The sequence below is a fragment of the Jiulongibacter sediminis genome (assembly GCF_001306455.1).
In the GTDB taxonomy this organism is placed as follows: domain Bacteria; phylum Bacteroidota; class Bacteroidia; order Cytophagales; family Spirosomataceae; genus Jiulongibacter; species Jiulongibacter sediminis.
Genome location: NZ_LGTQ01000013.1, coordinates 126,203 through 146,296 on the forward strand (window position 1 = coordinate 126,203; position 20,094 = coordinate 146,296).

Here is a 20,094-nt window from a genome sequence, read left to right on the forward strand (position 1 = left end):
ATTTACGATTAATACAATAAACTTTAATTCTACATGAAAAAGGAAATTTACGTGTTTACCAGAGCTTTACTGACTGTGGTGTTAATGGCTTTGGTGGCTGCCAAAGGGTATGCAGCTCCTCCTACCATCATAGTAGGCCCAACAGATGCTCATTTTCAGGCACAAGGGGATGGTGGAAAGGTGCTTTTTACTTGGCAAACATCAACTCCAGGTTCTTTCAATTTTATCGTGCAACAATCAAGCGATGGGGGTGCTACTTTCACAACAATTGCGACTATACCATTTACAGGTGCTGAGGATTATTTCCATCCAGTATCTGGTTTAACAGACGGAGTTACTTATGTGTGGCAAGTAAAAGTTGAATCAGATCCAGTCGGCTTATTTGAGTCTACTTATAATCAAACTACAGCATACACTTACGTTCAGTTTACGGGAAGCGTTACAGTAGGAGAACTGAATAAGAATCAAAATTCGGTAACCCTCAATGTTGTTGACAATGTAAATGGCGAAGACAATTTCATGGTAGAATATATGGCACCAAATGGCCCGTGGGTTTCAGGTCCTGTTTTTACTATTCCAGGTAGTGAGATTCCTCGTCAGGTTACAGGATTGATGGCAAATACTTCTTACAGGTTCAGAGTAGTGGCGATTAAAGGTGGTAACAAGATCTACAGTAACGAGATTGTTATCAAAACCAATCGTGATTTTCCTCCAAAGCCTGATAGCTTTACTGTGATACAGACGTGTGCAGAGAAGGTTACTGTTCAGGCCGTATATAGTAATCCTTCATTGGCTGATCAATTTACAGTTTCTGTTAATGGTCAAATTGTAGATTCCGGATTTATGTCAGCTGTTATAACAAGTACGGTATCCGTTTCTCCCGGCCAAACGGCGAATATCGTAATTGCGACTTTTAATGAAACTGGTTTAATAAACTCTGATCCGTTGACGGTTAATGTCCCTCCATATACTATGAATCCTCCTTCGGGTTTAACGGGTTCAGAAGAAACTAAGACTGAAAATACCATTAATATTTCTTGGTTACCGGGTACTTCTCCTTGTTCTGATGGTTTCATAGACGCTGTGGAGATTCAGCTTGATTTTCTTTTCCAAGACGGAACAACAGGAAGTAGACTTGATGTAACATATGGCAATGCAACTAACTACCTGATTGAGAATCTAAAACCGAAAACATGGGTAGGTATCAGAGTGATCCAAAGAAATTATACCTATGGTACAAGTGCTCAATCACAACAAATTTGGATTAGAACCTTAGGCCCACCTGATGCTCCAACTGGTCTTGCTGTTGCAACAAGTGCTGATCCTTTGGGAGAAATTCAGAACTTGATAAGCTTTACCGACATCGCAGATGATGAAACCGGGTTTATTGTTGATTATAGAATGAATGAAGGCGACTGGAGTTATTTAACTTCTATGGTAGCTAACTCAAGTATGTTTTATCATAAGCCTCTTCAGGAGGGTAATACTTACAGTTACAGAATTAAAGGTGTGAACCAATATGGTGACGGGCCTTATTCTGAAGTAGTTATTGTGACCGTTGAGTACACCAAAGAGCCAAAATCACCATACAACCTTCAGGGGACTATTGCATCTGGTAGTGTTAACCTGAGTTGGTTAGATGATTCGCAGAGAGAATCTGGGTTTATCGTTGAGAGATCAACAGATGGTTCAACCTGGACTGAAATTGGAACGACCGGAAGAAACGTTACGAAGTTCACTGATTCTGATGTAACCTCGGGAAATACTTATTGGTATAGAGTGAAGGCTACCAATGATGTTGGAACTTCTGATCCATCTGAGACAGCTGAAGTTGAGTATGTCGAGGTTTCTGGTTTGGTTAATGTTTTCCCTAACCCAACTGTAGATGCTATCAATCTCAGAATGGCTGGTGAAAGAAGTACGATTACTTTAATTGATCAGGATAACAGAACGGTACTTTCCAGAAGCGTTAAGCTTGTGGATGGTGAGGCTTCCTTAGATCTTTCAAATCTCAAGCCTGGTGCTTACCAAATGGTGATTTTGACCGATGGTAAAACCAAAGTTTCCCGTAAGATCTATAAGTATTAATTCTAGATAAATATAGAATGAAAAGGCGACTCAAACGAGTCGCCTTTTTTCGTTTATTTTGTGCTCAATATGATCAATAGTTTCATCTATGATATCGTTAGGGTTCCAACTGGAAAGAGGGGAGGCTATTACAAAAAGTCGACCATTGAGGAGGCCGCTGCATTTTTAATCGATTCGCTTATTGAGAGGAATAACTTATATGACGTGTCTATTGAGCTTCTTTTGGCGAATTCTATTGGCACCATGGGCAATATGGCCAGATACTCGGCTTTACTTTCCCGACTGAAATTATCATCTCTTTCATCTACTATTGATCTTCAATGTGGCGGTGGCTATCAGGCTCTTCGTTTGGGTTCCTCTTTGGTTCAATCAGGCATGGCTGAATCCGCTCTAGTCGGTGGGCTTGAAAGTAACTCTCTTCGTCCCGAGAGAAGGTATCATAGAAATGATCCAAGAAGGCCTGATGATGAAGAGCTGGAGGTGGCAGATTTTAGCCCCTTGGCAAATACAAATTTGAATTTATCTGCCCAAAAGCTGGGGGAGAAGTATAATATTGCCAGCTCAGAGTTGAACAAATGGACTTTGAGTAGTCACCAAAAAGCTCAGAAGTTTACTAAGACTGAGGCCTACGGAAACCATGTTTTAGATGTTGAGAATCAGGGTAGAATAGATCAGACCATTCGGTTTGATTTAACAAAAGAAACGCTTGAAAGAGCTTCAAATGGTCTTTACATCAATCGTACAAATACAGCTCATTATCATGATGGTGCGTGTATTGCACTTCTATCCGGAGAAGGCTTTGGTGATAGACACAGATTAAGGCCCATGGCCCGATTAAGACATGTTGAGCTTATCGGAATTGACCCGGATACAGCTCCTGAGGGTGCGATTATTGGTGTGGAAAACTTATTTCATAAGTTGAATCTTGACATTTCAGAGATTGATCTCTTTGAAATCAATGAATCTTTTGGTGTTAAACCTTTGGCTTTCTCAAAGCATTTCGGTGTCTCTGAGCATAAGATAAACGTTTTGGGAGGTAACCTTGCCTTCGGTCACCCATATGCCGCGTCGGGAATGATGAATCTTATGCATCTGGTTTTGGCTTTGAAGCAAGAAAATAGGAAATTTGGCCTTTTATCTGCCGGAGTGGCGGGCGGGTTCGGAGCCTCTGTAGTGGTGGAGAATCTTTCATGATAGCACAAAGAATATATCAAAATGCTCAAAATACACCTGAAAAGGTAGCACTGTCTTACAGAGGTGCTAAAATGAGCTATTCTGATCTTGTAAGCCTTATTGAAAAAACTAAAGAACTGTTTTTATCATCGGGCTTCTCTACTTTCCTTATTCAAACAGAAGCTCCCGAAGCATTGGCAGCCGTTTTGGCAGCCAACCTTTTTAAGAAGAGGGTCATTGTTTTACCTAAGGATATACCTTCTGATCAAATTGAAAAACTAACGCAGGAGTATAATGCACTTTATGTAAGTGTATTGGATGATATCCCGAAGGAAATGCCCTCTAAGCATTTTCTTGAATCGACCTTTTTAGGAATTTTATCTTCAGGCTCTGAGGGGAAAAGTAAGGTTATCTGGAAAACAAATGACAACTGGGAGAAGGCATTTGTTCATCAGTCAACAGTTTTTGGGATTAGTGAGAAAGATAAAATCTTTGCCGTCGATGCTTTAGGCTATTCTGCTAACCTTAACGCTGTTTTGCATGGTTTGTGGCAAGGTTCTACGGTTGTACTTGGAAGTTTAATGGAGGCTTCAATTTGGACGGAAACCTTTATGTCCGAATCTGTTTCTTCTGTTTTTATGGTGCCTTCTCATGCAAGGCTGCTGATCAATAAAGGAGTTTCTCTATCTCAAATAAGGTCTTTTGTTACTGCTGGTGAAAAACTGGATTCTGTTACAGTTAAAGGGCTGATGTCCACTTTTCCCGAGGCTCAAATTACCGAATATTATGGTGCGGCTGAGTTAGGCCATGTTTCATATCATCAGAATCAGGATATCCTCGTGAATCCTGCATCTGTTGGTTCGGCTTTTCCTGAAGTAGAAATTGTGATCAGTGGAAACCGGATTACGGTGGATAGTCCATACGTTTCTCCCGATTACGAATCTTTAGCCACGGTAAATGATCTTGGTTATTTTGAAGATGACAAGTTGATTTTACTGGGTAGGGAAGGGCGAATGTTTAATCGTCGTGGCCTTAATATTTACGCTCAGGAAATTGAAAACCTGGCGATGAGTTCCGGTCTGGTGCTGGAAGTTGCTCTTGTCAAAAGTATTAGCAGAGAGAAACTAACTCTTTTCTTTACTTCAAAAAGAGAGATAGGGACTATCATTAAGGAAGATTTGAGAGTTTATCTTGATCAAAAACTTCCAAAGTCTAAACAGCCCAACTTCTTTACAGAACTTCAGGAAATGCCTCATTCGGAGGCCGGGAAGATAGATTTTAAAGCATTGAGTAAAATGAATGAAGAAGAACTGGTTGCTTGACAATCAGTTTAATTCTTACATTTTATATAACTTTCAATGCTAAAAAAAATATTAACACTCGCGTTTTTAACGCAGTCTTTGTTTGCTCAGGATTCATTATTTATTGACCTCTCAGAGGTCAAGGTTACAGGTAATATCAATTCCACTTCCGTTTTGAAAACGGCCAGAAATATTACACTGATTGATTCCAAAACTATAGAGTCTTTACCCGTAAAGACAATTGCCGGGGCTTTGTCCCAGGCCCTTAATGTGGATGTTCGCTCCAGATCCCCACTTGGTGTTCAGGCCGATGTAAGTATAAGGGGAGGGCATTTTGATCAGACTCTGGTGATGATTGATGGGATAAAAATCAATGATCCTCAGACCGGACACCACAGTATGAATATCCCTGTTCCGCTGGAGATGATTGAGCGAATAGAGGTTTTGCAAGGTGGAGCTTCAAGGGTTTATGGTCCGGCGGCTTTTAGTGGTATTATTAATATCATTACTAAACGAAAACCGGAATCAGGCTTACAAAGCAATGCTTCTGTTGGGCAATTTGGACTGACCAATTTTGGCCAAAACGTTACTCTAAACAAAGGGGTATATTCTGGTAGCATGGGCTGGTCTAAGATGAAGTCTGACGGCTATGTCTACAACACGGCCTTTGATCGCAGAAACTTATATTCCATTAATCGATGGGGTGATAAACTCGGTGAATGGACGTTACAGGGGGGATTAACGTCACAGGAATTTGGAGCCTCAAATTTTTATCATCCTTTGTTTTTTGAACAATATGAGGAGACCAATGCTAATTTTCTGGCTTTGACGAGAGTCCATAATTTTTCAAACAGGCTGGTGGCCACGGCAAATTTGTCTTATCGAAGACATAATGATTTGTATGATTTCAATAAGTACCGTGATACTCTCATTCAAAACGTCAATTTTCATCAATCTGATGTTTATGATGTAGATTTAAAACTACGTTATCGCTCAGATTTTGGAATTACATCTGGCGGGTTTGAGTTTCGTCGGGAAGGGATCAAAAGTAATCGGCTTGGAGAGGCTGTTGAATCTCCTGAAGCTGTAAAAGGCTATTCAAGAGTTTTTTATAATAAGGCTTTAACACGAGATAATTATTCCCTTTTTGCAGAGCATCAGAAACAATGGGATAGGTGGGGAGTGAGCCTTGGGTCGCTTGTTAACTTTAATTCTCAATTTGGCACTGAACTTTACCCTGGTGTTGACATTTCTTTTTATCCGGCCAGTGGGCATACAGTGTATGGAACGGTAAACCGATCACTTCGCTTCCCAACTTTTACAGAGCTTTATCTGAATACCTCTACGGTAAGAGGGAATGTTGAATTGCTTCCTGAAAAAGCAATCAATTCAGAAATTGGTTACAAATATGCGAGCAGTCAATGGTTACTGAATACAAGTTTGTTTTATAAGAAGACTTCTGATGCCATTGATAAAGTGAAAAGACCGGAAAAGTCAGTACCTGAAATGGAGAATATTGATGATATCAATATGGCAGGCTTTGAAGCCTCAGCGACATATCAGTTTACTGAAGGGGTTTTGAAAAACATTCGATTTAACTATGCATATCTTATTGCTGATAGAAGGGAGGATGGTTTTCAATCATTTTATACGCTCAATTTTCTAAGACATAATGCGGGAGCAAGTGTCAATTTAGCTTTTGCAAAGTATTTGAATTGTTCTTTTACCTATAACTATCAACAACGTGAAGGAGCCTATCAGGCAAGTGCCGATGTGGCACCTGAATCTTATAGGCCGGTTCATTTAGTGAGCTCAAGAATTGCCTACAGCCGAAAAAGGTTTGAGATTTTTGCTGATGCTCAAAACCTATTTGATTATCAATATTTTGACTTCGGTTTTGTAGAGCAGCCTGGCAGATGGCTGAGCACTGGACTTAAATTAACTTTGTAGTTTAAGTAGAAACGAAATATATACTACTTTTGCAGAAATTTTCGAGTGAATGATACGAATTACGAGGCGGGAATACTTTAATGCAGCTCACAGATTGTACAATCCAAAATGGTCTGCAGAGAAAAACTGGGAGGTTTTTGGGCCTTGCAGTAGGATGCACGGGCACAATTGGGAGCTTTTTGTAACCGTTGAGGGTGAAGTGGAAGAGGATACAGGTTTTGTAATGGACCTTAAAAAACTCAAAGATCTGGTTCGGGAGGTTATTATTGACAAGGTAGATCATACATACCTTAATGATGATGTTGACTTCTTGAAGGGTATTCTTCCAAGCTGTGAAAATTTCGCCATTGCCGTCTGGAATATACTTGAACCCGTAATTAAAGAGAGATACGGGGTTCAGCTTTATGAAATTAAACTACAGGAAACCGAGAACCACTTCGCTCAATATTTCGGGAAAAAATAAGATGAAGTATTTTCTGATAGCTGGTGAAAAATCCGGAGATCTCCATGCCGGAAATCTTTCGGTGGCTATCAAAAAAAAGAAGCCTCAAGTTCAACTCATGGGCTGGGGCGGAGCTGAAATGGAGCAAGCCGGTGTGGAAATTCGTCAGAATTACAAAGATCTGGCTTTTATGGGGCTTGATTTTCTGAGTTCCATTGGTAAACTCAGAAAGCTTTTTAAAGCCTGCAAAGAGCAAATTCTTGAATTTCAGCCTGTTGCACTTATCCTTGTAGATTACAGTGGATTTAATCTGAGAATTGCCAGATGGGCAAAGAAGAAGGGTATTCCGGTCTTCTATTACATTGCTCCCAAAACCTGGGCGTGGAATTCGCTCAGAAACAAATCCATCAGGAAAAATGTAAACTGGTTACTAGCCATATTGCCTTTTGAGGAAGACTATTTTAGTTCTAAAGGTATAAAAACGAGTTATGTTGGTAATCCGTTAGTAGAGCGGATAAATGACTTTAAACCTGATCAAAGCTTCAAAGATTCTCTGCCTCAAGAGTTTAGTCATGTGGTGGCTTTATTGCCCGGCAGCAGAGCAAAAGAAGTACAACGAATGGCTGATCAAATGAAGGTTTTGGCCAAGAAGTTTGATGATGTTCTTTTTGTTATAGCTGGTGTAAGTGATCTGGAAAAATCGCAGTATGGTTATTTCGGCTGTTTGAGAAACTGCGAGGTCGTATATGACAAAACGTATGATTTGTTGGCCATTGCGGATGCTGCCGTGGTGACTTCAGGAACTGCTACGCTGGAGACAGCCCTTTTTGATGTGCCCCAGGTAGTGGTTTATAAAACTTCAGGATTGACGTATTTCTTGGCCAAAAACCTGATCAGGGTGAAGTTTATTTCATTGGTGAATCTGATAATGGACAAAGAAGTGGTCAATGAGCTTATTCAGGAAGAATTTACCACGACAAACCTTTACACTGCACTTCATGGTTTAATTGAGGATACTAAAATCAAGGAAAAGCAGTTAGTTTCATATCAGAAACTTAAAGTTATTCTAGGTGATAAAAAAGCTTCAAATGAAGCCGCAAAAATAATCTTAAACGAACAATTCATATGATGAAAAAATTGATGCTTCTTAGTACTTTCCTATTGGTGCTTGTAGCTTGTAAAAAAGACCCTGTTGACTCCGGAGAGCAAAAGCCGGTTATTGAGCTCTTGACCAATAATTCCTCAAAAACATGGCAGGTGCAGGATGGTGTTGCTAAGCAAGGAGACCTTGAAGTAAACCTGATCGCATCACAAAACCCTTGCGTGACAGATAATCAGATTACTTTATACTCAAACTTCTCTTATGAGTTTAAAGAGGGAGCTACTAAATGCAATCCAAACGACCCGGACACCATTCTTACGGCAAATTGGGAGCTGTCTGCTGATGAGAGTAGTATAACTATTGATCGTTTCGTTTTTTTGGGTAGATCTGTGGACAATCCTACGTTCACATTGTCTGATGTTACAGAAAATACTTTTTCTGGTACCACTACAGTAACTCTGAATAATGAGACTTTTGAAATTACCGTCATCTTTGAGTCGGTAAATTAGAGAGAAACCAAGGGTATTATTTAGAATAATTCTACCTTTGCAGAACGTATTTAACGTAGCCCTTGTTTTGGAGGTTGAGGTAAAAGAAACATGAGAAAAGACTTAGAATTACTTGAAGAAATAACAGGATCGGACTATAAGTACGGTTTCTATACTGATATTGAAGCTGATGAAGCTCCTCCGGGACTGAATGAAGATATCGTCAGATTTATTTCTGCCAAGAAAAAAGAGCCAGAATGGATGCTGGAATGGCGTCTGAAGGCCTATCGTGTCTGGAAAGATATGGTGGAGCCTGAGTGGCCAAATGTGACCTACCAAAAGCCTGATTTTCAGGCTATCAAATATTACTCTGCACCAAAACAGCAGAAAAAACTCAATAGCCTTGATGAAGTTGACCCTGAATTGAGAGCCACTTTTGAGAAATTGGGTATTTCACTCAACGAGCAAAAAAGGCTAACTGGTGTAGCCGTTGATGCCGTTATCGATTCGGTTTCGGTGGCCACAACATTCAAAGAAGAATTGAGCAAAAAGGGGATTATCTTCTGCTCTATGTCGGAGGCTATTGAAAATCACCCTGAATTGGTTAAAAAATATATTGGCTCCGTTGTGCCTGTCAGAGATAACTTTTATGCTGCATTAAACTCGGCAGTTTTCTCTGATGGTTCATTCTGTTATATTCCGAAGGGAGTAAGATGCCCAATGGAGCTTTCTACTTACTTCAGAATTAATGCTGCAGGAACCGGTCAGTTTGAACGTACCTTGATCGTTGCAGATGATGACTCATACGTTAGTTATCTTGAGGGTTGTACTGCTCCTCAAAGAGATGAAAATCAGCTTCATGCGGCTGTGGTAGAAATTTACACCGGTGAAAATGCTGAGGTTAAATATTCAACGGTACAAAACTGGTACCCGGGTGATAAAAACGGGAAAGGTGGAGTTTTCAACTTCGTAACCAAAAGAGGTCTTTGCTCTGGCAATAACTCAAAAATATCCTGGACTCAGGTAGAAACGGGTTCTGCTGTAACCTGGAAATATCCTTCGGTGATTTTGAAAGGAGATAACTCTATCGGTGAGTTTTATTCCGTAGCCGTAACTAATAATTACCAGCAAGCTGATACGGGGACTAAGATGATTCACTTGGGTAAAAACACCAAAAGTAGAATTGTTTCAAAAGGTATATCCGCAGGTAGGAGTCAGAATTCTTATCGTGGATTGGTGGAAATAGCTAAACGAGCCGAAAACTCACGAAACTATTCTCAATGTGATTCCATGCTTTTGGGAGATAAGTGTGGTGCACATACTTTCCCTTACATTGAAGTGAAGAACTCAACAGCTTCTGTTGAACATGAGGCTACCACTTCTAAAATCGGAGAAGATCAGCTGTTTTATTGCAATCAAAGAGGAATTGACACAGAAGCTGCAGTCGCTTTGATCGTTAATGGTTATGCTAAGGAAGTGCTGAACCAGTTGCCAATGGAGTTTGCTGTAGAGGCTCAAAAGCTTCTTGAGATTTCATTGGAAGGCTCCGTTGGATAAACGAAAAATATAGAATTAGTGGAAAGGTTGCCAATTGGCAGCCTTTTTGCGTTTATTAGGTGGATATGAAAAGCTTTTTTGCAGTTTTCCTGATAATAATTGGTGTCTCCTCGGCTCGAGGACAATCACCTGAAATGAATCATATCGAGGTCGCAATTCTGGGCACTTTTCATATTGGAGAGACTTCTGATTTTCAGGATGCCGGTGTTGATGATATTCTTACCCGGAAACGTCAGCGAGAGGTGCGGGCTCTTGTTAGAAAGCTCGCCGCTTTCAAGCTAGATAAAATCTTTGTAGAAAATACCCCTTCAGCTCAGGGTCTGTGGGATAAGGTGTATGCCGAATATCAAGAGGGAAAATTACCTACAAATGGCCAAATTCTGGAAAACGAAATTTTTCAGTTTGGTATTCGAATAGCAAAGATTTTAAATCTGCAAAGAGGTGTTTTCTGCATCAATTATGACCATTCAGAGGGTGAGCAACTGTATCATAATGAGGCTCAAAAAAAATGGGCCGATTTTTCAAAAAGTATTTCTGCCAGTAAACCGGGGGTTTCGCAACATTTCAGAACAGACGGATTGGCGAAATTTACTTTTCAATCAATGCTACAAAAGCATGAGCAATGGAAGTCGCTTCCACTCAAAGAGCATTTGATTCAAATGAATAAGGAGTCGTATTTACGTGAGCTACAGTACGTAAACACTCTTTCATGGATGGATAATAACGCGGCAGGAATTGGAGCGGAAATTACGTCCAGAGAGTATTATAGAAACCTTAAGATTATTCAAAATCTCATTTCGCATTTACGAAGCACCGATAAGAGAATCCTGATCGTTTACGGAGCTGCTCACGCCAAAATATTCAAAAACATTCTGGAAAGTCACCCTGTTTTTGAAGTCGTGGATATAGAGAAGATTTTGCGATAGTAAAAACTACCCTTCGTCAATATATCTTTTTGTAATCGGCTGATAGCTATCAATTCTTCTGTCCCTGAAATAAGGCCAGGTCGTGCGGTAGTATTCAGTCACCTCCGAGTCTATTTCTTGTACATGTACTTCTTCCTGATCATGAGAGGCAAGATAGAGTAATCGGCCGTGAGGATTGGCCACAAAAGAACCACCCCAGAATTGCTGGTCCGCTTCACGCCCGACCCTATTGACAGAAACCACATGAACACCATTGGCTACGGCATGACTTCGCTGTATGGTTTGCCAGGCTTCATATTGTTCTTTATTAATTATCTCGCTTTTTTCGGTAGTGTCCCAGCCGATGGCTGTTGGGTAAAAAAGGATTTCGGCACCCATCAAAGAGGTAATTCTGGCAGCTTCAGGGTACCATTGGTCCCAACAGATGAGCACACCTAGTTTTCCGAACTTGGTGTCCCAAACTTTATAACCTAAATCTCCCGGAGTGAAATAGTATTTCTCATAATAACCCGGGTCGTCGGGAATATGCATTTTACGATATTTGCCGAGATAAGAACCGTCAGCGTCGATAACGGCAGTGGTGTTATGATAGAGTCCCTTCGCTCTTTTCTCAAAGAGAGACGCGATGATTACAACACCAAGTTCTTTCGCCAAATCTTGAAAACGTTGAGTAGTAGGTCCGGGAATGGCTTCTGCCAGATTGAAGTTTTCAGGGTCTTCAACATCGCAGAAATAGAGCGAAGTGAAAAGTTCTTGTAAACAAACGATATTGGCACCCTTCTCCGCGGCTTCCCGTGTTTTTTGCATAGCTTTTTGGATGTTGGTTTCCACATCTGCCACACAGCTCATCTGAACAAGACCTACATTTACTTTCATGAAACAAGATTTAAGACAAAAGATATAAGACAAAAGACATGAGATACTCTTTCGTCTTTTAACTATTTTTCGGAACGGCACAAATCACGAAAGAGTTCTTGAGATTTTGAAATGATCCGTTGGTTTTTCCTTAATTCGCCAAGTCTAAAACTCGGAAATGGAAATCATAAGGATTGATACTCACAGTAAATGGTACCCAAAAGAATTAAAGCTTCGAGATGATGTTTTGAGAAAACCGATTGGCCTAAGCATTGAAAATGATGATCTCGGTGATGAGCCTAATCAAATTCATTTTGTGGCTATTGATGGCGAAGGACTTATTGGGGTGGTGATTCTCAAAATCGAGGGAGAGATTGGTAAATTAAGGCAAATGGCCGTCGCTGAAGCTGCTCAGGGCAAGGGAATCGGAGCTCTTCTAGTGGAAGCTCTTGAACAATATGCAAGGCAACAAGGCCTCAAAAAGATAAAAATGCACGCCCGTCACTACGCCGTAGGCTTTTATGAGAAGTTAGGATATATCAAAACCTCAAAGCCGCCTTTTGAAGAAGTGGGAATGGAGCATTTTGAGATGGTAAAAACTTTTAACAGAGAATTACTATGATTCAAATATTTCTTATTTTCAATATACTTTATAACGTTCAGGTAGTGCCTAAAAGGCCTATATCCGATGAAACATATAAAGAAAGAATTAAAAAACTTGAAATTATTGGAAAGTCAAATACAAGTTTTGCAGTTCTTGGTAAGTCTAGTAGGTTTAGCCGGGCTCATTCCAAATATTGGCTTGAGTGGATGCAGGATTATGGTTTGGTTGAAAAAAGGTTTGGTAATGAAATGACAATGGAGCTTCGGGATGAGCTGGTTGAAATTATTAAAACCCCTGATACCACAGCATGGTTACCAATAGATTTTCCAGAACAGTATGTATTTCAGAGTTTTGAAAATAAATATTCAACAGAGTATATCCAAAACTGGGAGAGTTTGCCTGAAGTAAGACAAAGCGAACTAAAAGAAAAATTAGAAAATTGGGAGATAAGTCATTTTCAAAAGTATTCTTTCCTTTCTCACCCCGTTCTTACTAAAGATGGGCGATTCGGCTTACTAGAATTTGGATATGTTTGTGGTTCACGCTGTGGCCATGGATGGATCAGATTATACAGATTCGAGAACGAGAAGTGGATATATATTGCGGATCTTGGTCGGTGGGTTTCCTAAATTGTGTGCTCATTCAGGTCAAAACCCAATCCCAAACCTCTTACTCAGCTCCTCCAAACTCTCCACCACCTTATCATTGAGTGGTAAACCAGATTTTAGTCGTTCGGCTTTAAAGTTTCTTTCCTGATCTCCGGGAATTTGAACCTTTTCGCCATCTACCGCCGGGGCTGATCTGAAACGGTTGATCCAGATGTCCATATTTTCTTTGAATTCATCGGCTGGTCTGAAGCCGTCGATACGCATTGCTCCCAGAAAATGGCCTGTTCCTTTGCCCACTTGCTCCGCTGCTACTCCATGAAAACCCGCCGTGGCAAACGGAGGTACCCAAGGGCCAAAGTTTGCTCCTGAAAGTACTCCGGAGAAAATATCCACGATAGCTCCCAGACCGTAACCTTTGTGACTTCCACTTTCTCGGTCTCCGCCAAGTGGTAAAAGTCCACCGCCTTCTTTTACCGCGTTATTATTGGTTGTTGGATTGCCCTCGGCATCCTGCACCCAGCCTAATGGAGCTGGTTTTCCTTGTCTTTGCAAGATTTCCATTTTTCCATAGGCCACAGCCGTAGAGGCGAAATCGGCAAGGAAAGCAGGCTGTTCTTTAGCGGGTATCGCTACTGAAATGGGGTTTGTTCCCAATAATTTTTCTTTTGAGAAAGTTGGTACTACCAATGGAGCTGCATTGGTCATAGCCCAGCCGATCATATCTTTTTGAAGAGCGAGTGAAGAGTGATAACCTGCAATACCAAAGTGATTGGAGTTTTGAACAGAAACCCAGCCACTGCCTACTTTTTCTGCTTTTTCGATACAGATTTCCATGGCTTTTGGGGCTACCACCAAGCCGAGACCTTTGTCACCATCAATAGTTGCCGTGGAAGGGGTCTCATGGACTATTTTGACCTCTGGTTTCGGGTTTAAACGCCCATGATCATACAGTCTGACATAACCCGCCAGTCGGGCAACGCCGTGGGAGTCCACACCACTTAAATCAGCTGATATCAGAACGTCAGCAGCCTGTTTGGCGTCAGTTTCTGAGCAGCCAATGGCGAGGAATACTTGCTCTGTAAATGATCTGATTTTTTGGGGTTCAAAGGACATGGTTTCTGTTTTTTGTTTGCGAAATTATCAAAAAGCTCCGCCTCTTTCAGGCCTAGATAAAAAAATAGCCACTTTAAGACCTAAAAAAGCTTAAAAACGTTTTACGCTTATAAGCAAACTGCATCTTTCTAGTTAAATTGAGACAAAACAGACCGAAAGAGGTTAAAAAACACAAAAATGAAAAATACATTATTCACCACTCTTCTCTTTCTAAGTACCATTGCTTTTGCACAACAAAATATCAGTTCAAAGGCCAAAATGACTGATATTACTGTTTATGTGAATCAGGCTATGGTTAACTCAAAAGTAAATGTGGAATTTCTGGGGGGTAGGTCAATTATTGAAGTGACAGATTTACCCTCTACCATTGATCAGAATTCTATCAAAGTAGGAGGTCGTGGTAATTTCGTACTTCTTTCGGTAAATTTTGAGAAAGACTTTCTTAGCAAGAAACAAAAGGCTTTTCAGGTGTCGCTTGAAGAGGTGCAAGACAAAATAGATATCACTGAAATGAAGCTGGAGGTCAATAGAGATGAACAGAAAATGGTGATGGATAATACCGAAATCAAAAGTGATAATGACGATCTCTACTCTGCAGATCTAGAAGAAATGAGTGTCTACTTCAAAAAGAAGTTGACCCAGCTGGGTGACGAGCGATTGGCTCTCAAAAAAGAGCTCAAAAAATTAAATGAGGAAAAGGAAGGCATTCAAAAGCAGATGCAAACTGATCCATCCCGAAATCTGCCTCTGGGTAAAGTGCTACTTACTATTCAAGCCGAAAGAGCAGGTAAGGCAGAGCTCGATCTCACTTATTTGGTGTATAACACTGGTTGGAGCCCTTCTTATGATTTGAGAGTGGAAAATACGGATAGCCCGATTGAATTGTCCTATAAAGCAGAGGTTAGGCAAAACACAGGCGTTGATTGGGAGGATGTGAAATTAACTTTATCAACCGCTAGGGTCAACAGAAGAACAGTAAAGCCTGAATTAAATCCTACTTATTTGTATTTCTATGAGAACAGGCCTCCAGTACCTATGCGGGCTCGTTCTGCCAAAATGGAAGACGCCGCCATGGCTCCTGCTATGGAAATGGTTGAAGCTGAAGTTGGTTCAGCTGCAGATTTCTCTGAATTAGTAGAAACCACTCTTAATAAGCAATTCGTGATTTCAGTGCCTTACTCCATAAAATCAGGGACACCTGAAACGGTTGAGGTTCAGCAGGAAAGCATTAAGGCAGATTACATCACTTATGCCACGCCGAGATTTGATACCAATGGCTTTTTAGTCGCTGAAATTGAAGATTGGGATCAATATGGCTTTATCCCGGCTCAGGGAAATGTTTATTTTGAGGGAGCTTTTGTTGGGAAAACCTATTTATCAGATCCGGGAACTGGGAAAAAAATGAAGATTAGTCTCGGGCGTGATGAGCGATTGACAGTAGGGCGAAAAGAAATTAAGGATTTTAAGCAACGCCGAACTTTCGGCTCCAATATCCGGGAGTCATTTGGTTATGAGATTATTCTCTCAAATTCACGTGCAAAGCCTCTTAAAGTAAAGGTAGAAGATCAGGTTCCTGTTTCTCAGGATTCGGACATTACTGTTGATATTGAGGAAAAAGGAAATGGTGTTTTAAAACCTGAAACGGGGGTTATTACATGGGATATTGAGGTATCTGGAAATGGGGAAGTTAAAATCCCATTGAAGTATGAGGTGAAATATCCGAAAGATAAACAAGTGGCGAATTTGTAAATTTTAGGACTTCAAAAGATTATTTGAGCAGCTTTTGAAATACATTTGAGTCAAAGAACGAGAACAATGAATAAGCTTTTTAAAGCACTGCTAAACTATTTCATTCGTGGGCTGCTTTTTGTGGCCCCGGTTGGTTTTACTATCCTTATCCTATATAGTGCCTTTGATTTTGTGGATAGTTTGTTTCGGTTCAGTTTTCCGTCGGATACGCCAAATCAACAAATTGTTATACCGGGTCTCGGCTTTTTATTGGTTGTTGGTTTTACAGGATTGATTGGTTTTATTTTCAGTCGGCTTTTACCTCAAACTTTGCAAAACTGGATTGAGAATGGAATAAAAAACCTTCCATTAATTCGAATTTTCTATTCCGCTTTTAAAGACCTTATTTCAGCTTTTGTAGGAGATAAAAAGAAGTTTAAAACGCCCGTTTTAATCACCTTAAATAAACAGTCAAATGTTAGAAAACTTGGTTTTCTAACTCAGGAAAGTTTTGATGAAATAGGAGAAGATGATTCAGTGGCGGTGTATTGCCCTCATAGTTATGCGTTCTCCGGAGATATGTTTATCGTTCCGAAAGAAAATGTGAAGCCGGTCTCAATTTCCTCTGCCGAAGCCATGAAGCTGATCATTTCCGGTGGGGTATCCATGTCTGAAAGTTCAAACGCAAAAGATGAATAAAACTCTACTGTTCTTATTTCTATCATTATTGGTTTTGGAGGTTTCGGCTCAGGAACCCCATATGCGTCGGCCTAAAACGGTTGAGGAGCTCCTGCAGGAAAACCGGCCGAACGAATACCGTGCCTTGGTGAATCATGAAAAGTATCTTGTTATCGACAAGGTAGGGGGGAAGAACAGGCGGAAACGCTTTATTGGAGAAGAGTTTAACTTTAGAAATGATTTTGGAGCCCGCTTTTATGGTCAATTAACGGCTGTTACCGATTCCACTTTTTCATTGACTTATTTTGACCAAACCATGCAAAAGAATGTCAATCGAATGTTTTATCTCAATGAAGTTGATCTCATTTTTAAGAGGAATCTCAAACCTGGTATTGAATATAAATTCAATCCTCTAATGTTTCTTCCGTTCGCTTTTGACTGGATTTACTTCAAACGCCCACCCTGGCAAAGTACAGGTAGTCTTGCTCTTCTTGCTGGAATTGAAGTCGGTCGGGTAATGATTGGCAACCGCCAGAAATTCTACAACCGGATCAGGATCAATGAAAAGAATCGTCTATTGGTTTTCCAGTATTGACGGTCTTTTTGCCGAATGCTTTTATCTTTGCCCCTCATTTTAACAGGGAATAGGAATGGATAGCATTTTGCTAAAGAAAAACAGGGAATCATTTCAAAAGAAAATACCTTTAGCGTCTTCAAAATCTGAAAGTAACAGGGCTTTGATTATCAATGCCTTGTGTGGTTTTAAAGGAGAGTTAGAGAATCTGGCATCTGCTCGTGATACGCAGACAATGATCAGGCTTTTGAAGGAAACTGGTGAGGTCGCTGATGTGCTTGACGCCGGAACTACCATGCGTTTTCTTACTTCCTACTTTGCCGCCAAAGGCCAGCAAAAGCTGATGACCGGTACCCCACGAATGCAGGAGCGACCAATCGGAATACTTGTAGATGCTCTCAGAACTATCGGTGTTGAGATTGATTACCAAAAAAATGATGGCTATCCTCCGCATTTGATCAAAGGTTTTACGGAGCAAAAATCTTCTGAGGTGAGTATCAGGGGGGATGTAAGTAGTCAGTACATTTCTTCTTTGTTGATGATTGCCCCGACATTGCCTAAGGGTCTCAAAATTAACCTTGTGGGTGAAGTAGGCTCTATTCCTTATATCACGATGACTATCAATCTAATGGAGTCCTTCGGAGTAAAAGTGGAAGCTGACTGGTCAAAGAACATTCTTTCCGTTGCTCCTCAATCCTATTCGCCAATTAAGTACAAAATAGAGTCCGACTGGTCTGGTGCCAGTTATTGGTATAGCGTAGTGGCTTTGGCTGAACATGCAGATGCTGAAATTGAGCTTTTAGGACTTAAAGAAAACTCACTACAAGGCGATAGTGCCATCGTAGAGATTATGTCTCAACTGGGTGTAAAAAGTACTTTTACCGAGAACGGAGTACTTTTGACTAAAATTGAACCGAAATCTTCATTCGAGTGGGATTTTACCAACTGTCCTGATTTGACCCAAACCGTAGCGGTGGTTAATGTCATGAAAAGAATTTCGGCAACTTACACCGGTATTGAAAGTCTCAAAATCAAGGAAACCGATCGTGTTTTTGCTCTGCAAACAGAGCTTCAAAAACTTGGAGGAGAGCTAGTGGAGGTTGAGAAAGATCACAAATATGAAATCCGCCTAACTGAAATTCCTTCAGAAACACCAGTCATTGAAACCTACGAAGATCACCGTATGGCGATGGCTTTCGCACCGGCGGCAATGATGCGAGAGGTTATTATTGAAGAGCCTGGCGTAGTAGTTAAATCTTACCCTGAATTCTGGGAACATCTTGCAGAAGTTCTTGAGCAGGAAACAAACGCTTGATTCTATTTGTTGATCAAATATTGGAAATGCTTCCGTAGGTGGAGGCATTCTGTATATTTGTTTCAATCAAATCATCAACCTGTTGAGCTACTTATCTTCTGTCCCATGGTGGGGCTATTTGATCCTGATTCTTGTCCTGGTTTTTCTTCGAGATATTCTTCAAAAGAAGCATACTATCGTACACAATTTTCCGGTGGTGGGGCATATCCGCTATTTGCTGGAAAGTATTGGGCCAGAACTCCGGCAGTATATTGTTGCCAATAACCGGGAGGAGCTGCCATTTAATCGTCGCCAGCGAACCTGGATGTACGCCTCCAGCAAAAAGGAGAATCATTATCAGGGTTTTGGTACAGACCAGGATATTCATGAAAGTGGATATATCTTCATAAAGCCGGCAATGATGCCCCTGCCATTTGATCATCATGCTGATTTAGGGAAGCCTTGTCCGTCGGCGAAAATCATTGGGCCTCATCGGGGAAAGCCGTACCGGCCGACCTCATTAATCAATATTTCTGCCATGAGTTACGGCTCACTTTCTGCCAATGCCATTACTGCATTGAATGAAGGGGCGAAAATGTTTGGCTGTTATCACAATACCGGAGAAGGTGGAATATCCCCTTATCATAAGAAAGGTGCCGATGTTTGTTTTCACTTCGGTACTGGTTATTTCGGTGTTCGGGATAGGGAGGGTAATTTCAGTTTAGAAAAGATGGTGGAAACGGTTAACCAAAATCCTTGGATCAGAATGATAGAGGTGAAGCTTTCACAAGGTGCAAAGCCAGGTAAAGGTGGTGTTTTGCCGGGTTCAAAGATTACAAAGGAACTGGCAGAAATCAGAGGTGTCCATGTTGGAGAAGATGTGATTTCGCCTTCATTTCATTCAGCCTTTAGTACTGTTCCTGAAATGGTGGATTTCATTGAGACTATTGCGAAAGCCACGGGTTTGCCTGTAGGGATTAAGGCGGCCATTGGTAAAATGGAAATGTGGGAAGAGCTCGCAGAACTCATGAAGAAAACGGGTTACGGACCAGATTTTATTACGGTGGATGGGGGAGAAGGTGGCACTGGTGCGGCACCACCATCTTTTGCAGATCACGTAGCCTTACCGTGGGTTTACGGTTTTTCTCAGGTATATAAAACCTTTCAAAAATACGGTTTAACCAATAAAGTGACCTTTATTGGCTCCGGAAAGCTTGGTCTGCCAGATAGTGCAATTATGGCTTTCGCCATGGGCGTTGATCTCATTCATGTAGCCCGGGAAGCCATGATTTCAATTGGATGTATTCAGGCACAGGTTTGTCATACCAACCGTTGTCCTACTGGAATAGCCACAAACAATAAATGGCTTGAAGCTGGTCTTGATCCGGCTCTGAAAAGTGTTCGTTTTGCCAATTACATGAAAAACCTCACGAAGGAAATTATGGAAATCACCCATGCTTGTGGTTACGAGCACCCTTGCCAGTTTAATATGGATGATATTGACATTTCCATGGGTGATAACAATCACACGGCCCCACTGAGGCTAGCCTATGGTTATCAGAAAGATGAGGTGGAGAGAGTGAAGAGTTAGGCCGGAACCTACAACTAGAGAA

General features: G+C 40.9%; 18 protein-coding genes. 16 read left to right on the forward strand and 2 right to left on the reverse strand.

What is annotated here, in order from left to right:
- The first annotated feature begins 33 nt into the window (after positions 1-33).
- From AFM12_RS16955 to AFM12_RS16995, 9 genes are all read left to right on the forward strand, one after another.
- A complete protein-coding gene (locus tag AFM12_RS16955) occupies positions 34-2,088 on the forward strand; it encodes a T9SS type A sorting domain-containing protein (protein WP_055150719.1) in 2,055 nt (684 codons plus the stop codon).
- A gap of 69 nt (positions 2,089-2,157) precedes the next feature.
- The gene (locus AFM12_RS16960) at positions 2,158-3,282 is read left to right on the forward strand and encodes a thiolase family protein (RefSeq protein ID WP_055150722.1); all 1,125 of its coding nucleotides are present in this window, start codon (positions 2,158-2,160) and stop codon (positions 3,280-3,282) included.
- Positions 3,279-4,583: an AMP-binding protein gene (locus AFM12_RS16965; protein ID WP_055150725.1), complete on the forward strand. Its 1,305-nt coding sequence runs from the start codon at positions 3,279-3,281 to the stop codon at positions 4,581-4,583. Before AFM12_RS16960 ends, AFM12_RS16965 begins: the two co-directional genes overlap by 4 nt.
- Positions 4,584-4,619: 36 nt before the next feature.
- Positions 4,620-6,512 carry a TonB-dependent receptor gene (locus tag AFM12_RS16970; protein ID WP_055150728.1) on the forward strand — a complete coding sequence of 631 codons (1,893 nt, stop codon included), beginning with the start codon at positions 4,620-4,622 and terminating at the stop codon, positions 6,510-6,512.
- A gap of 49 nt (positions 6,513-6,561) precedes the next feature.
- A complete protein-coding gene (locus tag AFM12_RS16975) occupies positions 6,562-6,975 on the forward strand; it encodes a 6-pyruvoyl trahydropterin synthase family protein (protein ID WP_055150731.1) in 414 nt (137 codons plus the stop codon).
- A 1-nt stretch (position 6,976) separates the two neighbouring features.
- On the forward strand, positions 6,977-8,083 hold the full coding sequence (gene lpxB, locus AFM12_RS16980) for a lipid-A-disaccharide synthase (RefSeq protein WP_055150734.1): 1,107 nt from the start codon (positions 6,977-6,979) through the stop codon (positions 8,081-8,083).
- Complete coding sequence (locus AFM12_RS16985; RefSeq protein WP_131458433.1) at positions 8,080-8,565, forward strand: hypothetical protein; 486 nt, start codon at positions 8,080-8,082, stop codon at positions 8,563-8,565. The genes lpxB and AFM12_RS16985 overlap by 4 nt, the downstream gene beginning before the upstream one ends.
- Positions 8,566-8,655: 90 nt before the next feature.
- Entirely contained in the window at positions 8,656-10,101 is a 1,446-nt protein-coding gene (sufB, locus tag AFM12_RS16990; protein WP_055150740.1) for a Fe-S cluster assembly protein SufB, read from the forward strand.
- A gap of 134 nt (positions 10,102-10,235) precedes the next feature.
- The gene (locus AFM12_RS16995) at positions 10,236-11,027 is read left to right on the forward strand and encodes a DUF5694 domain-containing protein (RefSeq protein WP_131458435.1); all 792 of its coding nucleotides are present in this window, start codon (positions 10,236-10,238) and stop codon (positions 11,025-11,027) included.
- A gap of 6 nt (positions 11,028-11,033) precedes the next feature.
- Here AFM12_RS16995 and AFM12_RS17000 read toward each other — a convergent pair whose 3' ends face one another.
- The gene (locus AFM12_RS17000; protein WP_055150746.1) at positions 11,034-11,903 is read right to left on the reverse strand and encodes a carbon-nitrogen hydrolase; all 870 of its coding nucleotides are present in this window, start codon (positions 11,901-11,903) and stop codon (positions 11,034-11,036) included.
- Between the two features lie 157 nt (positions 11,904-12,060).
- Between AFM12_RS17000 and AFM12_RS17005 the strand changes: the two genes are divergently transcribed.
- Both AFM12_RS17005 and AFM12_RS17010 read left to right on the forward strand, forming a co-directional pair.
- Positions 12,061-12,504: a GNAT family N-acetyltransferase gene (locus AFM12_RS17005; protein ID WP_055150749.1), complete on the forward strand. Its 444-nt coding sequence runs from the start codon at positions 12,061-12,063 to the stop codon at positions 12,502-12,504.
- Positions 12,501-13,115 (forward strand): hypothetical protein, encoded by a 615-nt coding sequence (locus AFM12_RS17010; protein ID WP_055150752.1) that lies wholly within the window; start codon positions 12,501-12,503, stop codon positions 13,113-13,115. The genes AFM12_RS17005 and AFM12_RS17010 overlap by 4 nt, the downstream gene beginning before the upstream one ends.
- 18 nt (positions 13,116-13,133) lie before the next feature.
- Here the strand turns inward: AFM12_RS17010 and AFM12_RS17015 are convergent, their stop codons facing one another.
- A complete protein-coding gene (locus tag AFM12_RS17015) occupies positions 13,134-14,207 on the reverse strand; it encodes an Ldh family oxidoreductase (protein WP_055150755.1) in 1,074 nt (357 codons plus the stop codon).
- 177 nt (positions 14,208-14,384) lie between these two features.
- Here AFM12_RS17015 and AFM12_RS17020 point away from each other — a divergent pair, with 177 nt between their 5' ends.
- The 5 genes from AFM12_RS17020 (at position 14,385) to AFM12_RS17040 (ending at position 20,072) form a co-directional block, all read left to right on the forward strand.
- Positions 14,385-15,956 (forward strand): DUF4139 domain-containing protein, encoded by a 1,572-nt coding sequence (locus AFM12_RS17020; RefSeq protein ID WP_082391398.1) that lies wholly within the window; start codon positions 14,385-14,387, stop codon positions 15,954-15,956.
- A 66-nt stretch (positions 15,957-16,022) separates the two neighbouring features.
- Positions 16,023-16,634 carry a DUF502 domain-containing protein gene (locus AFM12_RS17025; protein WP_055150761.1) on the forward strand — a complete coding sequence of 204 codons (612 nt, stop codon included), beginning with the start codon at positions 16,023-16,025 and terminating at the stop codon, positions 16,632-16,634.
- Positions 16,627-17,208, forward strand: coding sequence for a hypothetical protein (locus AFM12_RS17030; RefSeq protein ID WP_131458437.1), 582 nt, complete (start codon positions 16,627-16,629; stop codon positions 17,206-17,208). The genes AFM12_RS17025 and AFM12_RS17030 overlap by 8 nt, the downstream gene beginning before the upstream one ends.
- 55 nt (positions 17,209-17,263) lie before the next feature.
- Positions 17,264-18,502, forward strand: coding sequence for a 3-phosphoshikimate 1-carboxyvinyltransferase (locus tag AFM12_RS17035; protein ID WP_055150767.1), 1,239 nt, complete (start codon positions 17,264-17,266; stop codon positions 18,500-18,502).
- Positions 18,503-18,584: 82 nt separating this feature from the next.
- Positions 18,585-20,072 carry an FMN-binding glutamate synthase family protein gene (locus AFM12_RS17040; RefSeq protein ID WP_374754275.1) on the forward strand — a complete coding sequence of 496 codons (1,488 nt, stop codon included), beginning with the start codon at positions 18,585-18,587 and terminating at the stop codon, positions 20,070-20,072.
- Positions 20,073-20,094 lie beyond the last annotated feature (22 nt).